Source organism: Kitasatospora griseola, from assembly GCF_014648555.1.
GTDB lineage: Bacteria > Actinomycetota > Actinomycetes > Streptomycetales > Streptomycetaceae > Kitasatospora > Kitasatospora griseola.
In genome coordinates this window covers 36,574-49,195 of sequence record NZ_BMRI01000002.1, presented here as the reverse complement: position 1 = coordinate 49,195, position 12,622 = coordinate 36,574, and the positions used below count along the sequence as shown (strand labels likewise).

The 12,622-nt window shown below is 74.1% G+C and carries 17 protein-coding genes; 8 read left to right on the top strand and 9 right to left on the bottom strand.

Features of this window, described 5'->3' with window-relative positions; all coding sequences use genetic code 11:
- Positions 1 to 10 precede the first annotated feature (10 nt).
- Positions 11 to 496, top strand: coding sequence for an alpha/beta fold hydrolase (locus IEZ12_RS02710; RefSeq protein WP_189270865.1), 486 nt, complete (start codon positions 11 to 13; stop codon positions 494 to 496).
- Positions 497 to 529: 33 nt separating this feature from the next.
- Here the strand turns inward: IEZ12_RS02710 and IEZ12_RS02705 are convergent, their stop codons facing one another.
- On the bottom strand, positions 530 to 733 hold the full coding sequence (locus tag IEZ12_RS02705) for a DUF397 domain-containing protein (protein ID WP_189270571.1): 204 nt from the start codon (positions 731 to 733) through the stop codon (positions 530 to 532).
- A complete protein-coding gene (locus IEZ12_RS02700) occupies positions 723 to 1,553 on the bottom strand; it encodes a helix-turn-helix domain-containing protein (RefSeq protein WP_189270570.1) in 831 nt (276 codons plus the stop codon). Before IEZ12_RS02700 ends, IEZ12_RS02705 begins: the two co-directional genes overlap by 11 nt.
- A gap of 171 nt (positions 1,554 to 1,724) precedes the next feature.
- On the opposite strand from IEZ12_RS02700, the gene IEZ12_RS02695 reads away from it, so the two are divergent.
- Together IEZ12_RS02695 and IEZ12_RS02690 are read left to right on the top strand one after the other, a co-directional pair.
- The gene (locus IEZ12_RS02695) at positions 1,725 to 1,880 is read left to right on the top strand and encodes a hypothetical protein (RefSeq protein ID WP_189270569.1); all 156 of its coding nucleotides are present in this window, start codon (positions 1,725 to 1,727) and stop codon (positions 1,878 to 1,880) included.
- On the top strand, positions 1,877 to 2,137 hold the full coding sequence (locus IEZ12_RS02690) for a hypothetical protein (RefSeq protein ID WP_189270568.1): 261 nt from the start codon (positions 1,877 to 1,879) through the stop codon (positions 2,135 to 2,137). Before IEZ12_RS02695 ends, IEZ12_RS02690 begins: the two co-directional genes overlap by 4 nt.
- A gap of 20 nt (positions 2,138 to 2,157) precedes the next feature.
- Here the strand turns inward: IEZ12_RS02690 and IEZ12_RS02685 are convergent, their stop codons facing one another.
- A complete protein-coding gene (locus tag IEZ12_RS02685) occupies positions 2,158 to 2,664 on the bottom strand; it encodes a DUF2004 domain-containing protein (RefSeq protein WP_189270567.1) in 507 nt (168 codons plus the stop codon).
- Positions 2,665 to 2,798: 134 nt separating this feature from the next.
- Between IEZ12_RS02685 and IEZ12_RS02680 the strand changes: the two genes are divergently transcribed.
- From IEZ12_RS02680 to IEZ12_RS02670, 3 genes are all read left to right on the top strand, one after another.
- A complete protein-coding gene (locus tag IEZ12_RS02680; protein WP_189270566.1) occupies positions 2,799 to 3,335 on the top strand; it encodes a GNAT family N-acetyltransferase in 537 nt (178 codons plus the stop codon).
- Between the two features lie 311 nt (positions 3,336 to 3,646).
- Complete coding sequence (locus IEZ12_RS02675) at positions 3,647 to 3,904, top strand: hypothetical protein (protein WP_043910708.1); 258 nt, start codon at positions 3,647 to 3,649, stop codon at positions 3,902 to 3,904.
- A 3-nt stretch (positions 3,905 to 3,907) separates the two neighbouring features.
- On the top strand, positions 3,908 to 4,399 hold the full coding sequence (locus tag IEZ12_RS02670) for an acyl-CoA thioesterase (protein WP_189270565.1): 492 nt from the start codon (positions 3,908 to 3,910) through the stop codon (positions 4,397 to 4,399).
- A gap of 386 nt (positions 4,400 to 4,785) precedes the next feature.
- Here the strand turns inward: IEZ12_RS02670 and IEZ12_RS02665 are convergent, their stop codons facing one another.
- The 3 genes from IEZ12_RS02665 to IEZ12_RS02655 all read right to left on the bottom strand — a co-directional run bounded on the left by IEZ12_RS02665 (position 4,786) and on the right by IEZ12_RS02655 (position 8,170).
- Positions 4,786 to 6,129, bottom strand: coding sequence for an NsdA family TPR-like regulatory protein (locus IEZ12_RS02665; RefSeq protein WP_189270564.1), 1,344 nt, complete (start codon positions 6,127 to 6,129; stop codon positions 4,786 to 4,788).
- Between the two features lie 149 nt (positions 6,130 to 6,278).
- Positions 6,279 to 6,743, bottom strand: coding sequence for an SsgA family sporulation/cell division regulator (locus IEZ12_RS02660; protein ID WP_189270563.1), 465 nt, complete (start codon positions 6,741 to 6,743; stop codon positions 6,279 to 6,281).
- Positions 6,744 to 7,048: 305 nt separating this feature from the next.
- Positions 7,049 to 8,170 (bottom strand): hypothetical protein, encoded by a 1,122-nt coding sequence (locus IEZ12_RS02655; RefSeq protein WP_189270562.1) that lies wholly within the window; start codon positions 8,168 to 8,170, stop codon positions 7,049 to 7,051.
- Between the two features lie 222 nt (positions 8,171 to 8,392).
- Here IEZ12_RS02655 and IEZ12_RS02650 point away from each other — a divergent pair, with 222 nt between their 5' ends.
- A complete protein-coding gene (locus IEZ12_RS02650; protein WP_043910711.1) occupies positions 8,393 to 9,061 on the top strand; it encodes a DUF4241 domain-containing protein in 669 nt (222 codons plus the stop codon).
- 34 nt (positions 9,062 to 9,095) lie between these two features.
- Here the strand turns inward: IEZ12_RS02650 and IEZ12_RS02645 are convergent, their stop codons facing one another.
- From IEZ12_RS02645 to IEZ12_RS02635, 3 genes are all read right to left on the bottom strand, one after another.
- Positions 9,096 to 9,731, bottom strand: coding sequence for a DJ-1/PfpI family protein (locus IEZ12_RS02645; RefSeq protein ID WP_189270561.1), 636 nt, complete (start codon positions 9,729 to 9,731; stop codon positions 9,096 to 9,098).
- Between the two features lie 47 nt (positions 9,732 to 9,778).
- Positions 9,779 to 10,714: a GlxA family transcriptional regulator gene (locus IEZ12_RS02640; protein ID WP_189270560.1), complete on the bottom strand. Its 936-nt coding sequence runs from the start codon at positions 10,712 to 10,714 to the stop codon at positions 9,779 to 9,781.
- Between the two features lie 117 nt (positions 10,715 to 10,831).
- Entirely contained in the window at positions 10,832 to 11,866 is a 1,035-nt protein-coding gene (locus tag IEZ12_RS02635) for a glycoside hydrolase family 113 protein (RefSeq protein WP_189270559.1), read from the bottom strand.
- Positions 11,867 to 12,003: 137 nt separating this feature from the next.
- Between IEZ12_RS02635 and IEZ12_RS02630 the strand changes: the two genes are divergently transcribed.
- Positions 12,004 to 12,588 (top strand): TetR/AcrR family transcriptional regulator, encoded by a 585-nt coding sequence (locus tag IEZ12_RS02630; protein ID WP_189270558.1) that lies wholly within the window; start codon positions 12,004 to 12,006, stop codon positions 12,586 to 12,588.
- Positions 12,589 to 12,622 lie beyond the last annotated feature (34 nt).

The following is a 12,622-nucleotide window of genomic DNA, read 5'->3' as shown; positions in this document are numbered from 1 at the left end:
TCCCCGTTCGATCACCGAGAAGCGCCCTTCACCATGTCCGATTCGCAGGCCACCGCCGGCTTGGTCCTGGAGCCGCAGGCGCGGGAATTCGCCGAGGCCACCGCCAACCCGCCGTACCTGTTCGACCTGGGTCCGGAGGAGGGCCGCAAGGCCGTCGACGAGGTCCAGTCCGGGGAGATCGAGCTGCCGGCGATCGACGAGGAGTGGATCACCGTTCCCGGCGGGCCGACCGGCTGCGGGCGCGGATCGTCCGCCCGGCCGGGGCGACCGGCACACCGTCATGTCCCGTTCCTCCCGCACCCGCTGGAAGGACATCCCCTCCTACGCCATGGTGGCCGGCCAGGACTACAACATCCCGCCGAAGGCCGAGCAGTGGATGGCCGACCGCGCCCACGCCAGGACCGTCACCATCGACAACGCCTCCCACGCCGTCGCCGTCTCCCACCCGGCCGCGGTCGCCGACCTCATCCTCCGCGCGGCCCGCGACACCCGCTGAACCACCACGGGCCGCGTCAGCGACCAGCCCCTGTCAGACCTCGCCGAACCCGCCCGTGACGACGGCGCCGACGAACGCGTCCCACGCCTCGGGGGCGAACGTCAGGACGGGTCCGGCAGGGTCCTTGGAGTCGCGGACGTGGCCCGGGTTGGCGTCGTCCACCTCGATGCAGCCGCCGCCGTCGGTGTTGCTGTAACTGCTCTTGCGCCAACGGCGGTTCGCGTGGTCATGAGACATTGGTGGTCAGTCCTTCCAGTACGGATCCGATCAGTTGCACGGACTCCCGGCGGGACAACGCCTGAGCCCTCAGCAGATCGTAGAGCGCCCGGCGTTCCGCGACGGCCTGGGTTTCTTCGAAGATCGTTCCGGCGCGGCTGCTCTCCTCGTACGCCATCTGGTGACCGTCGGCCAGCGTCAGCAGCCAGAGCGATGAGGTCTCCGAGTGCCCTCCGGCGGTGAACGGCAGCACCTGCACGACGACGTTGGGCAGGGTCGCCGCGTCGAGGATCACCCGCAGCTGCTCGGCCATCACTTCGGGGCCGCCGTACGCCCGGCGGAGAGCGCCCTCGTCCAGGATGAACCAGTACCGGCACTCCGCGCTGCGCATGCGCAGTTGCCGGCCCAGCCGGGCGCGAACCCGCTCCTCGACTTCGCCCTCCGGCGCGTAGGGAAGTCCGATGCGCAGGGCGTGCCGGGCGTACCGGTCGGTCTGGAGCAAGCCGTGCACGATGGGGCTGTAGGACTCGTCGACGACGGCCCGGTCCGCCGTGGTCAGGATCTCCCGGTACTTGGCCGGATGGGCCTCCCGCAGGACGAGCGGGAGGAGGCGGACGAAGAACCCGCCGGTCCCGAACACTCTGTCCAGTTCCTCCGAGAGGCCGTCGGGGACCCGGATGTCGCCGTTCTCCACGCGCGACAACGTGCTCTGGGAGAAGTGGACTTCACCCGAGAGCCGGGCGAGCGACCAGCCGACCTCGGTACGTCGTCGCCTGGTCTCGGCCCCGTAGAAGTGGCGCGCACTTCTGCTCGGATCCACCTCGCGTTCCTGCCAGCCCACGGCTGCTCCTCCATGTTGCGGGACGTTCTGCGCAACGGCACCGAAGCGACCGCACGTTGCGGGATCAGTCCCCAACATGCCGGTGCTGTTCAGCGTAGCGTCGGACGGCGACGCTTGGAGCACGGACGGTGACCGCCGTTCGGTCGGCAACAGCAGTGCGGAGCAGTGAGCATGACGGAACATCAGCCGGACGCCGAGCCCGTCGAGTCCGAGGAGGTGGACCCGCCTGCGGGCGGCGCGGCCGAGGGCAGTTTCGACCTGGCGGAGGCGTTGCACCGGTGCGACTTCAACACCCGGGCCGGCGCGGCCGGGCGGAGGGCGGGGTGATCGGCCTGCCGGAGGAGCCGGGGGCGTCCAGGCCGGTTCGGCTCCCGCTCGCCGTCCGGCTGACCTTGGGTCTGGTCGTTCTCGGCGGCGCCGCGACGGCGGCGTTCCTGTTCGTCGCGGAGTACTGTGCGGACAGTTCGCCGGACGTGCAGGTGCTCGTGTTCGGGGCGCTGTTGTTCTCCGAGGTGCTGGCGGCCATGTCCGTGATGGCGGAGGCGCGGCGGCCGGACGGCGGCGGCGAGCGGCCGTCCTGCTGAGCGGGGCGGGCGGGGCCTCGTCAGCTCTCCCAGTCGACCGAGGCGACCGCCCCGTCCCGGGTGGCCCTGACGGCGAGGATCTGGTCGCCGAGATCGGGTTCGAACGTGTAGTCCAGGACGACCGGAGGCTCGTCGGAGAGGCCGCTCAGCCACAGTCCGACGGAGCTCAGGCGCATGGTCGCCACGAAGGCGTCCGCCCCGACCTCCTCGCCCGCCGCCTCGCGGACCAGGCGGTCGACCGTCTCGCTGCCGTCGAGCTCGTCGAGGTGGAAGTCGATGAAGCCGCGGTCCTCGTGCAGGTGCGCCCGCAGGGCGTGGCGCGCCGCCGTGTCGAGGGCGGGCAGGTCGGTGAGGCGGGCGGCGAGTGCGTCCAGTTCCTCGGCGTCCGGCGCGCTGGAGGGTCCCGCCCACAGGCGGACCTCGACCTCGCCGTCCGCGAGCTGCGCGGTGCCCTGCCAGACGACGTCCGGGTCGTGGAGCGCGCCGGTCTCCAGCCGTCCGAAGCGGGCGTGCTCAATGGTCGTCATGCGGGGGACTCCGCTCGTCGGGGTGGGGTGATCAGGTCGGACTCCGGGTCAACGGATCGCGGAGCGCCCGGTGTTCCGCAACAGTCCGGGCAAAGCGGTTGCCGGGCGGCGGACCGGTCGGATAGGAAGTTTGGATGCTTCGAGGCGAGAAGATCGGGCTGCGGGCCCGGCACGAGGACGACCAGCCGATCCTTCAGCGCGAGCTCTCCAATGACGTGCTGGTCTCGGCGCGGGCCGAGGGCCGGCCGTGGCGGCCCGTCGCCGTCGGGGGGCCGGAGTCGCGGATCAAGGACGACGATCCGAGCGCGGTGGTCTTCGCGGCGGTGGAGCTGGAGACCGGCGCGCTGATCGGGACGGCCAGTGTCTGGGGGATCGACAACCACAACCGGTCGGCGCACCTGGGGCTCGGGCTGCTGCCGTCCTGTCGCGGCAGGGGGTACGGGACGGACGTGGTCGCCGCGCTGTGCGAGTACGGGTTCACGGTGCGCGGGCTGCAGCGGCTCCAGGTCGACACGCTGGCGGACAACCACGCGATGATCCGGGCCGCCGAGCGCAACGGGTTCGTCCGGGAGGGCACCCTGCGGTCCTCGGCCTGGGTGATGGGGGAGTTCCTGGACCAGGTCCTGCTGGGGCTGCTCGCCCGCGACTGGACGGCTGCCCGACGGGGCTGACGCCCGGTCATGTGATCACCCTATGGTCGTTCGTTCCGGGTCGGCCCCGGGTGTCGGCCGCATCCTCTGGGTTGGTGTACGTACGGTTCAAGAGGTTCGCCACCGCTGAAACAGGGTCAGGTGGAGGGCTGTGTTGAAAGAGTCCGACAACGCAGCGATCTTCAACCAAACACAGGGAGCCCCACCATGTCCGGTTGCGGGGGGACCGAGTTTGATCACCGGAAGGACCTTGGCGTCAACGGATCCGCCTGTCCTTCCCCTCGGCGGATGAGGCCCTACACACATCAAGTCCGACAGGAAATGAGGAACCGATGACTGAGTACCGTGGCGGGGTCGATCAGGTGGAGAAGGAGTGCGCAGCCCTCGCGGGCCTGCCCGCATCCCAGCGACTCACCGAACTCGAACACCTCTGCCGGCGGACGGAGAAGATCCTCGGCCTCGCCGTCCTGGACACCGCGAGCGAGGTATACGAGCAGGGCGACGACGCCGCGCTGCACCGCTCCCCGTACGCCTACGGCTACCTGCGCCGCACTCTCGGCTTCGGGACCGAACACCGAACGGACGGCTGACCGTTGTACACCTACCTGTGCCGGACCCGCTGGGGCGACATGGACGCCTTCGGGCACATCAACAACCTGAAGGTGCTGCAGTACGTGCAGGAGGCCGTCTACTGCCTGCTGTACGACGAGAGCGAGGGCCAGGGGTTGTTCGAGGACGGCTTCATGATCGCCCGTCACGAGATCGACTACCGCACGCCGCTCTACCACTGTCCCGCCCCGCTCCCCGTCCAGATCTGGGTGGAACGTCTCGGCAGGGCGTCCATCGGCACCACCTGCGAGGCGCGCCGCGACGGCGAGCTGGTCTTCGAGGCCCGCACGGTCACCGTGCCGACCGACGCCGGGACCGGCCGCAGCCGCCCCCTGCGCGACGCGGAACGACGGCACCTGAACCGCTACCGGGTCCGCCCCATCGGACCGCTCTCCACCGTCTCCCCGGTCGGCCGCGTCCCCGTCCCGACCACCGCCCGGCTCCGGGTCCCCGCCATGGGCGGCCGCGCTTCCTGACCATCCCCGAGGAAAAAATTGGGAAAACCCTTTCTGCTCCCTCGGGGAATGGCGCAACGGCCCGGACCCGGCCCCGTGCAGGACGTCCGACCCGGGGCCGGGCCCGGTTTCAGCAGGAGGCCGGCGGCACGCCGGCGGGGCCCACGGCATCGGGCCCGACCAGGTTCGGAGGCCGCCCCCACCGGCGCGCCGCAGTCGGCTGCGGCGAGGCTCCGGGAGGGGGTGGCGCGGGGGGTGGCGGAGCGGCCCGGGAACGGGGTGGCGGGGTCACCATCGGGTAGTACGAAGGATCGTTCATGCCACCATTGACCACGCGGCAGCCCCCGCCCGCCGAGCAACCCGCTCGGCCGCTCACTCCGCCGGCCCCGCCCGCCACCGCCCCGCGGCTACCCGCCCAGGCGGGTGAACCGGCCCTCCAGGCGGGAGAGTTGCGCGGAGGTGGCCGGCGAGCGCAGCGCGTCGTGCCGCTCCCGGAAGCTCGTGTACGCCCGGCGGGCCTGGTGGATGTTGCCGGCGTCCAGTTCCAGGTGGGCCAACTGGAGCAGCGACACCCCGATGGTGCGGTGCTCCTCCGCCGGCCGGGCCCGCAGCGAGGCCCGCAGGTAGGACAGCGAGAGCTCGGTGGCCCGCAGCGAGTGGTGGACCTGCGCGGCCTGGTACAGCAGCGCGGGCTCCGGGTACCGGTGCGGGCCGCCCTCCGACGCGGACCGGGTCGCCCACTGCTGGGCCGCCTCCAGCAGCCGCAGCGCCTCGTCCGACTGCCGCAGCCGGGCCGCCGCCACCGCCTGCTGCGCCAGCACGAACGCCCGCACCCCCGGCGCCGCGTCCGACGGCAGGTGCTCGGCGGCCGCGTCCGCCAGCCGGGACGCGTACGCCTGATGACCCAGCGCCCCCGCCTGGGTGCTCTGGTCGCGCAGTGCCATCGCCTGCGCCTGCCCGTCCTGCGCCTCCGCCGCCAGCCGGTACGCGAACCGGTAGTGCCGCTGCGCCTCCCCGTGCCGGTTGTCGTCGGTGTACGTCCGCCCCACCAGGCGCACCAACTGGGAGGCGGCGACCAGGAGTTCGCGGTGCCGCAGATCGCCGGCCGAGGAGGTCAGCCAGGGGAGCACGTGGTCGCGCAGGTACCCCAGCAGCGGGCTGCGGGCGATCGCGCCGCCGTACCCGTCGTAGTGCCGCGCCCCGAACGCCGTCATCTCCCGCACCGCCTCCACCTGCCGCGCCCCCACCCGCTCCGGGCCGGAGCGGCGCAGCGCCGGCGCGAACCGGGAGGGCGGCACGGCGGGGCCGGCCGGGACGCCGGAGGGCGTCGGCGGGGGAGCGCTGCGGGGGGCGGGCAGCAGGCGGATTCGGAACAGCGGAGGCTGAAACGTTTCGTCCGAACAGTCGCCGGAATGCGGCCGGGAGTGCAGTCGGCGCAGCCCCGCCAGCACGTCCGCCGGCTCCGGCTCGCCGTCCTCGCCGCCGGTCGGGTCGGCCGGCCGGAGGCCGAGCTCGGCCCGGGCCACCGGACGGCCCAGCCGCCGGGCGAACGCCTCCTCCAGCAGCTGCGGACCCGGGTGCCGGGGCTGGGTGCCCGACAGCCAGTGCGCGACGGTGGTCCGGTCGTAGCCGACGCTGAACCCGCTCTCCCGGGCCACCTTCTGCAGGGCCGCCGCCAGGGCGGGCCCGTTCCATCCGGCCTCCGCCATGCGGCTGCGCAGCGCGAGATTGGGTCCACGGACGTGCGGCATCGACAACTCCTCGGGCGGACCGCCGAGAGGCCGGCCCTCGGATCTCGGGAAGTCGTACGGTCGGCGTCGGCGGCGGATACCAGGTTTCGGAAAGCGCCCTGTTCAACGCGCGGGAGCGGAAATCGGTGCGGCGACGGCGGTACCGGGGCTCACTCCGGGCGGGGCCGGTCCTCCAGCAGGTGACGCAGCAGCGCCCCGGTGTCCAGGTGCTCGTGCTCCGTCCCCGGCGGCACCAGCAGCTGTGACAGCAGCAGGAAGTCCCGGACGGGCGCGGCCGGGGTGCGCAGGACGGCGGTGTGGCCGGGCGTGTTGAGCGCGATCGCCAGCAGCTCCGGGTCGGACTCGGACCGACGGACCGTCACATCGCCGATGCCCGCCCGCCCCCTCAGCCCCTCGGCGAGCAGCTCGCGGCCGAACAGCCAGGTGATCGGCTCGTCCAGGTCGGCGTGGCAGTCCAGGTGCACCGCGTACGGGTCGGCCCGGTGGTAGCGCAGCCGGGCCGGGACGGAGACCCGCAGCCCTGGGCACGGGGAGACGACGACGTCCAGTCGCAGGACGCAGTCCGGGCCGTCGGCGGGGCGGAGCCACGTGCTCGACGTGTAGTGGCGGGTCACCGGGTCTCCCTCGGGTGGACGGACGCGGACGGGGCGGCGGGTGCGGCGGCGTGTTCCGGGGGCGTGGTGCGACTGGACCGGTGCCGGAGGGGCACCGGCCCGGCATGGAGGGGGGCCTGCTGAATCGTTTCGCCACGAACGCCCGTCGGGGCCAGGGGGTCGGCACTCATGTCCGGGGATAACGACCGAACCCGGGGGCGGTCACGGCGCTCGTCGGTCCGGCCCGGTTCGGCGTCCGCGCGCGGCGTGCGGGCGCGGCGCAGGGGGCGCGAACCGTTCGGCGCGCGCCTGGGGTCCGGTGGGCGTCAGCCGATGGCGGCGTGGGTCGCGGCGACGGCGCGGGCGTGGTCGAAGGCGCGCACCGGGTGCGGGGTGGAGGTCCAGGGGTGGGCGCCGCACCAGGGGCCGAGCTCGCGGAACTGCTCCAGCGCCAGCGCGGGCTGCCGGGAGACCAGCGCGAAGTGCGCCAGCAGGTGCCGCAGCAGCGGGAGTTGGTCGTGCCGCGGCGGGACGGCCGCCAGCGCCGAGGCCACGGCGGGCAGCAGCTCGTGCAGCCGGCCCGCAGCGGGCAGGCCGAGCGGGCCGTGCCGCTGCTCCAGCTCGGTCAGCGCCTGCAGGTACAGCCCGGGCAGCACCGAGCCGGGCGGGGCGGTGCGGACCGCGTGCTCGGCGAAGCGCAGCATCCGCGCGTCGCTGCCGTGCCACTTGCCGCACCAGTACTGCATGGCCTGCCAGTGCCCGGCCACGTGGTGCGGGGCGCGGGCGGTCAACTCCTGCCACAGCGCGCGGAATCGGCGGTGGCTCAGCGGGACGCCGCGGGCCGTGGTGATCAGCACCACCCACGGGCCGGGGTCGCGCGGGTCCAGCTCGGCGGCCTCCCGGGCGGCCGCGTTCGCCTCGGCCAGCCCGGCCTTGAACCCGGTCGGCCCCTCGGCGTCGCTCGACCGCCCGGTCGGGGCGCGGAGCGCGAGGGCGCTGTCCCGGGCCTCCCAGGCCCGCTGCACCAGCAGCCGGGCGTACACGGTGGCGGCGGCGCACGCCTCGGTGCCGGACGCCCGCCACTCGGTCAGCCAGGCGTCGCGTTCGGCCGCCACCCGGGTCAGGAAGTCCAGCCGGGACCACCGCTCGTCCCAGTCCTCGCCGGCCGCCGCCACGTACGCCGCGGCCGCCCGCCAGCCGCCGGCCAGGCAGGAGTCGGCCAGCGCCTCCAGTTCCTTGCGCCGCAGCAGCGGCAGGGGCGGTCCCGCGCGCCCGGGGTCCAGCTCCGCGCTCGGCACCAGCCCGTACCGCCCCGGATCGAACCCGTCGGGGGTGGGGGCCGTCGGCGGTTGCGCCGGCGCCGGCGCCGGGATCCCGCCGTTGTTCCACCGCCGACGGGTCAGCAGCGAGAGCAGCAGGGCGATGCCGAACACCAGAACGGGGGTCATGTCGAGAATGATCTCCCACCGCCGCCGGCCGCCGGGTACGGGGCCGTGTCCCGGCGGGGTCCGGCCGGGGGCTACCGTGGGGGCCGCGCACGGGTGGTGTTCGTCCGACGATCTGTCCGGAACGCCCGTCCGTTACCCCGGTCCCGTGAGTCACGACAGCGACGACGAGCGACAGCGACGACAAGCGACGGCAGCGACGCCGGCGACGAGAGCGAGCCCCTGATGCCCCTTGCGGCCCCCGATGTGGCGCGACTGTTCACCCCGGGCAGCCAGTACGAGCTGGGAGGCGACCGCACGGCCACCGTGTTCGCCCTGCCCGAGGCGCAACTGGCGCTGCCCACCGGGCGGTTGGTGGCGTGCGACCCGGTGGCGGGCCTGGTGGACGAGAACGAGCCGTTCCTCGCCGTGGTGCCCCCGGGCAGCTACCCCGTCACGCTCGCCGTGGTCGAGGTCCGCAACGCGTACGGCCCCGGCTCCTCGGACACCCGGATCGCCGCCGCCCGGCTGCGGATCGGCGAGCAGGCGGCCGTGCGGTGGCAACTGGCGCTGAGCGAAGGCCAGGACGAGGAGCGACTGGGCCCCGACGACTTCTTCGGGTACGGCGTCGACGCGGGCACCGGCTGTTTCCTGGACGCCTCCGCCGTCGGCCCGATCGGCGAACTGGTCGAGCAGGACGCCGACCCCGTCATCGACGCCATACACGACGCCCGCCACCGCCCCGCCGTCGTCACCGACCCCGGGACCGGCCACACCATGGCGGCCTTCACCACCGGCTGGGGCGACGGCCACTACCCGACCTGGGTGGGCCGCGCCGCGGACGGCCGAGTGGTGGGCTTCGTCAGCGAGTTCTTCGTCGTCCCGCAGCCCGGACGGGGCCCCGTGGCGGGGTGACCGGTCCGCGGGACGACGCCGAACCCCGGGCGGCTCAGCTCGGGACGGCTCCGAACCGGGCGCGGACGGCGTCGACCACCGTGGGCGGGGCGGTCTTCGTGGAGCCGGCGGTGTAGGGCGGCTGCGGGTCGTACTCGGTGAGCAGCTGGATGCCCTGGGCGGTCTCGGCGCCGTGGATCCGCCCGACCAGGTGCAGGGCGAGGTCGATGCCGGACGAGACGCCCGCGGCGGTCGCGTACTTGCCGTCGAACACCACCCGCTCGTCCACCGGTTCGGCGCCGAACGCGGCCAGCGCCTGCGGCACGAACCAGTGGGTGGTGGCGCGGCGGCCGGTGAGCAGCCCGGCGGCGGCCAGCACGATCGAGCCGGTGCAGACCGAGGTGGTCCAGGTGGTGGTGGCGTCGACGGCGCGCAGCCAGTCGAGCACCTCGGGCTGCTCCTGCTGCACCTGCGAGCCCGGGCCGCCCGGGACGAGCACCAGGTCGGCGGAGGTGACTTCGTCGAGGGCGGCGTCGGCGGTGAGCGCGAGGCTGCCGAGGTCGGCGCGGACCGGTCCGCGCTTCGCGGCGGTGAACACCACCTCGGTGTCGGGCATCCGGGCCAGGATCTCGTACGGGCCGACGGCGTCCAGGGCGGTGAACCGGTCGTAGAGCAGGATGGCGATCTTCATCAGGTGCCTCTCCGTGATGGGTTGACGTTCCAGGGACCGACGCTCCGTCACGACGCGGTGCGGAAGCGGCGGCGGTAGTCGACGGGGCTGACGGCCAGCGTCCGGGCGAACGCGCGACGCATGGCCTCCGGGTTGCGGTAGCCGCTGCGGCGGGCGACCTGTTCGATGCCGTCGTCGCTGTCCTCCAGCCGGCGGCGGGCCACCTCCAGCCGCACGCCGTCCACGTAGCGGCCGGGGGTGGTGCCGGTCTCGGCGGTGAAGACCCGGGCGAACTGCCGCGGCGACAGCGAGGCGCGACGGGCCAGGGCTTCGACGGACAGGTCGGCGTCCGGGTGGTCGGTGATCCAGCGCTGGACGTCGCGCAGCGGCCGACGGACGGCGAGCTGGGCGGCCAGCTGGGTGGAGAACTGGGCCTGGCCGCCCGGACGGCGCAGGAACATCACCAGGTGCTGGGCGATGCTCAGCGCGAGTTCCCGGCCGAGCTCCTCCTCGACCAGCGCGAGCGCCAGGTCGATGCCGGCCGTGACCCCGGCGGACGTCGTCACCCGCCCGTCCCGGACGTGGATCGGATCCGGGTCGACCGTGACGTCCGGGAACCGACGAGCCAGCGCCTCGCAGTGCGCCCAGTGCGTGGTGGCCCGCCGCCCGGCCAGCAGGCCCGCCTCGGCGAGCAGGAACGCCCCGGTGCAGACGGATGCCACCTTCTCCGCGCCCGCAGCCAACTCCGCGATCCGGCCGACGAGTTCGGCCGCAGGCTCCCGGGTGCCCGGCCCGCCCGGCACGAGCAGCGTGTGCGGCGGCGCGGCGGCCGCCAGGTCCTCGTCCGGCATCAGCCGCAGCCCGCTGCTCGTCCGCACCGCGAGCCCGCCCGGCGAGGCGGTCCGGATCCGGTACCCGGCCGCCGCGAGCACCTCCAACGGGCCGGTGACATCGAGGCTCTGCACCCCGTCGAAGAGCACGAACAGCACACTGCGGTCGGTCATGCGTCCAGCCTCGCAGCGGCCCGCGATGGCAGCAATGACGCATGCCCCACCTTTTCTGCCATGGCCGGGCCTCCGGGACAGGACCCGGCAGGTCCGGCCGTCGGGGGTGGCGGGGCGTCAGGCGGGCCGGCGGTTGCGGCCGTGGGCGGCGAGGGCGTGGAAGGCGGCCTTCGGCTCCCAGGGCAGGCCGGGGTGGGTGGTGGAGGGGCGGCCCGGCGGGAGGGGGCGGACGATGCCGAAGGAGGCGCGGTCGAAGTCCCGGGCGGGGTCGTCGGAGCCGGGCAGGTGGTAGTGGGCGAAGGTCTGCACGAAGGCGGCGTCCAGGCCGGACTGCTCGAAGACGGCGAGCAGGTCGAGCAGGTAGGCGGCCTGCTCCTGCTCGTCGCGGGTGAGCGGCTCGGCGAACCGGACGGCGTGGCCGTGCTCGTCGAAGACCACGGCGCGGTCGCCGCGGGCGCCGAGCGCGGCGGCGCCGGTGAAGCTGCCGCAGCCGAACTCGGTGACGGCGGCGGGCCGGCCCTGGCCGGTGAGGGCGCGCAGGCCGGGGGCGAGCTGGTCGGCGTTGGTGGCGTCGCGGTAGCCGGCGTCGGTGGCGACCACGTCGAACGCCGTCCAGTCGACGCCTTCGAAGGGCAGTGAGGCGTAGCCGACCCGACCGCCGAAGCGGGGCCGGACGGCGGCCAGGACGCGGGCCAGGAAAGCGTTCACCGAGTGGTGCAGCGAAGGCAGCAGGGCGCGGAAGCGGTCCTGGTCGGCGAGCACGCCGGCCCGGGCGAGGTGGTCGCCGCCGGGCAGGAAGCCGTCCGTGAAGAGCGAGATCTCGGAGCCGGTGAGCAGCACCACCTCGGCGCCGCCCGCCCGCAGCTTCTCGGCGCGCTCGGCGCAGTCGACCAGCAGGTCGAACAGCTGGGGTTGGGTGAGTCCGTTGGTGAACGGCGAGAACCAGACCTCCAGCCCGGCGTCGGCGGCGTACCGGGCGGCGGTCTCCAGCCGGTCCGGCTCGGCGCCGGTGATCCGCACCGCGTCGCAGTGCAGTTCCTGACGGATCACCAGCATCTCGCGGCGGACCGTCCCGGGGTCGAAGGGTTCCCGGGTGGTGGTGTCGGCGGTGCTGCGGAAACCGGTGTCGTAGGTGATGCCGAAAACGCGCACGGCGAAGCCGTCCTCTCCTCGCGAAGTAGGGTACGGGACGTACCTTACGGCGAATTGGGTACGGCCGGTACCCTGTTCCGGCAGGGGCGTAGCATGCGCTCGGAGGCCGGCAGCGGGCAGCGGACGGGAGGTGGCGGGTGGCGGCGACCAGGCGGCGCGGCGCCGAACTGGAGGATGCGATCCTCACCGCCGCCGGCGAACTCCTGCTCGAACAGGGCGTGGCCGGGCTCACCATGGACGAGGTCGCCCGCCGGGCCGGCACCAACAAGAACGCCCTGTACCGGCGTTGGCCCCACCGCACCGCGCTCGGCATCGCCGCGTACCGCCGCCTCGCCGCCGCCGAGACCCGACCCCCCGACACCGGCAGCCTCCGCGACGACGCCCTCGACCTGCTGCGCCGCGCCAACCGCACCTGGTCCTCCCCGTACGGCGAGATCCTGCGCGGCCTGCTCGCCGCCGCCGGCGGCGCACCCGAACTCCTCGCCGAACTCCGCGACCCCGACCGCCCCGACCCGCTCGACGAAGCCTGGCTCACCGTCCTCACCCACGCCGCCACCCGCGGCGAGGCCCCCGCCGCCGCCGTCCACCCCCGGGTCGCCGCCACCCCCATGGCCCTGCTGCGCACCGAATACCTGCTGCGCGGCGTCCCGGCCGTCCCGGACGAGATCCTGCGGGAGATCGTCGACGAGGTGTTCCTGCCCCTGGTCCGCGGCCGCGCCTGAACACCCCGGCGGACGGCACGAGCCGGTCGACACT

Bases quoted from the DNA above. Each gene is read 5' to 3' on its own strand.
- IEZ12_RS02705 (WP_189270571.1), bottom strand. From the start codon at position 733: ATGTCTCATGACCACGCGAACCGCCGTTGGCGCAAGAGCAGTTACAGC.
- IEZ12_RS02695 (WP_189270569.1), top strand. From the start codon at position 1,725: ATGACGGAACATCAGCCGGACGCCGAGCCCGTCGAGTCCGAGGAGGTG.
- IEZ12_RS02685 (WP_189270567.1), bottom strand. From the start codon at position 2,664: ATGACGACCATTGAGCACGCCCGCTTCGGACGGCTGGAGACCGGCGCG.
- IEZ12_RS02680 (WP_189270566.1), top strand. From the start codon at position 2,799: ATGCTTCGAGGCGAGAAGATCGGGCTGCGGGCCCGGCACGAGGACGAC.
- IEZ12_RS02675 (WP_043910708.1), top strand. From the start codon at position 3,647: ATGACTGAGTACCGTGGCGGGGTCGATCAGGTGGAGAAGGAGTGCGCA.
- IEZ12_RS02665 (WP_189270564.1), bottom strand. From the start codon at position 6,129: ATGCCGCACGTCCGTGGACCCAATCTCGCGCTGCGCAGCCGCATGGCG.
- IEZ12_RS02655 (WP_189270562.1), bottom strand. From the start codon at position 8,170: ATGACCCCCGTTCTGGTGTTCGGCATCGCCCTGCTGCTCTCGCTGCTG.
- IEZ12_RS02650 (WP_043910711.1), top strand. From the start codon at position 8,393: ATGCCCCTTGCGGCCCCCGATGTGGCGCGACTGTTCACCCCGGGCAGC.
- IEZ12_RS02645 (WP_189270561.1), bottom strand. From the start codon at position 9,731: ATGAAGATCGCCATCCTGCTCTACGACCGGTTCACCGCCCTGGACGCC.
- IEZ12_RS02640 (WP_189270560.1), bottom strand. From the start codon at position 10,714: ATGACCGACCGCAGTGTGCTGTTCGTGCTCTTCGACGGGGTGCAGAGC.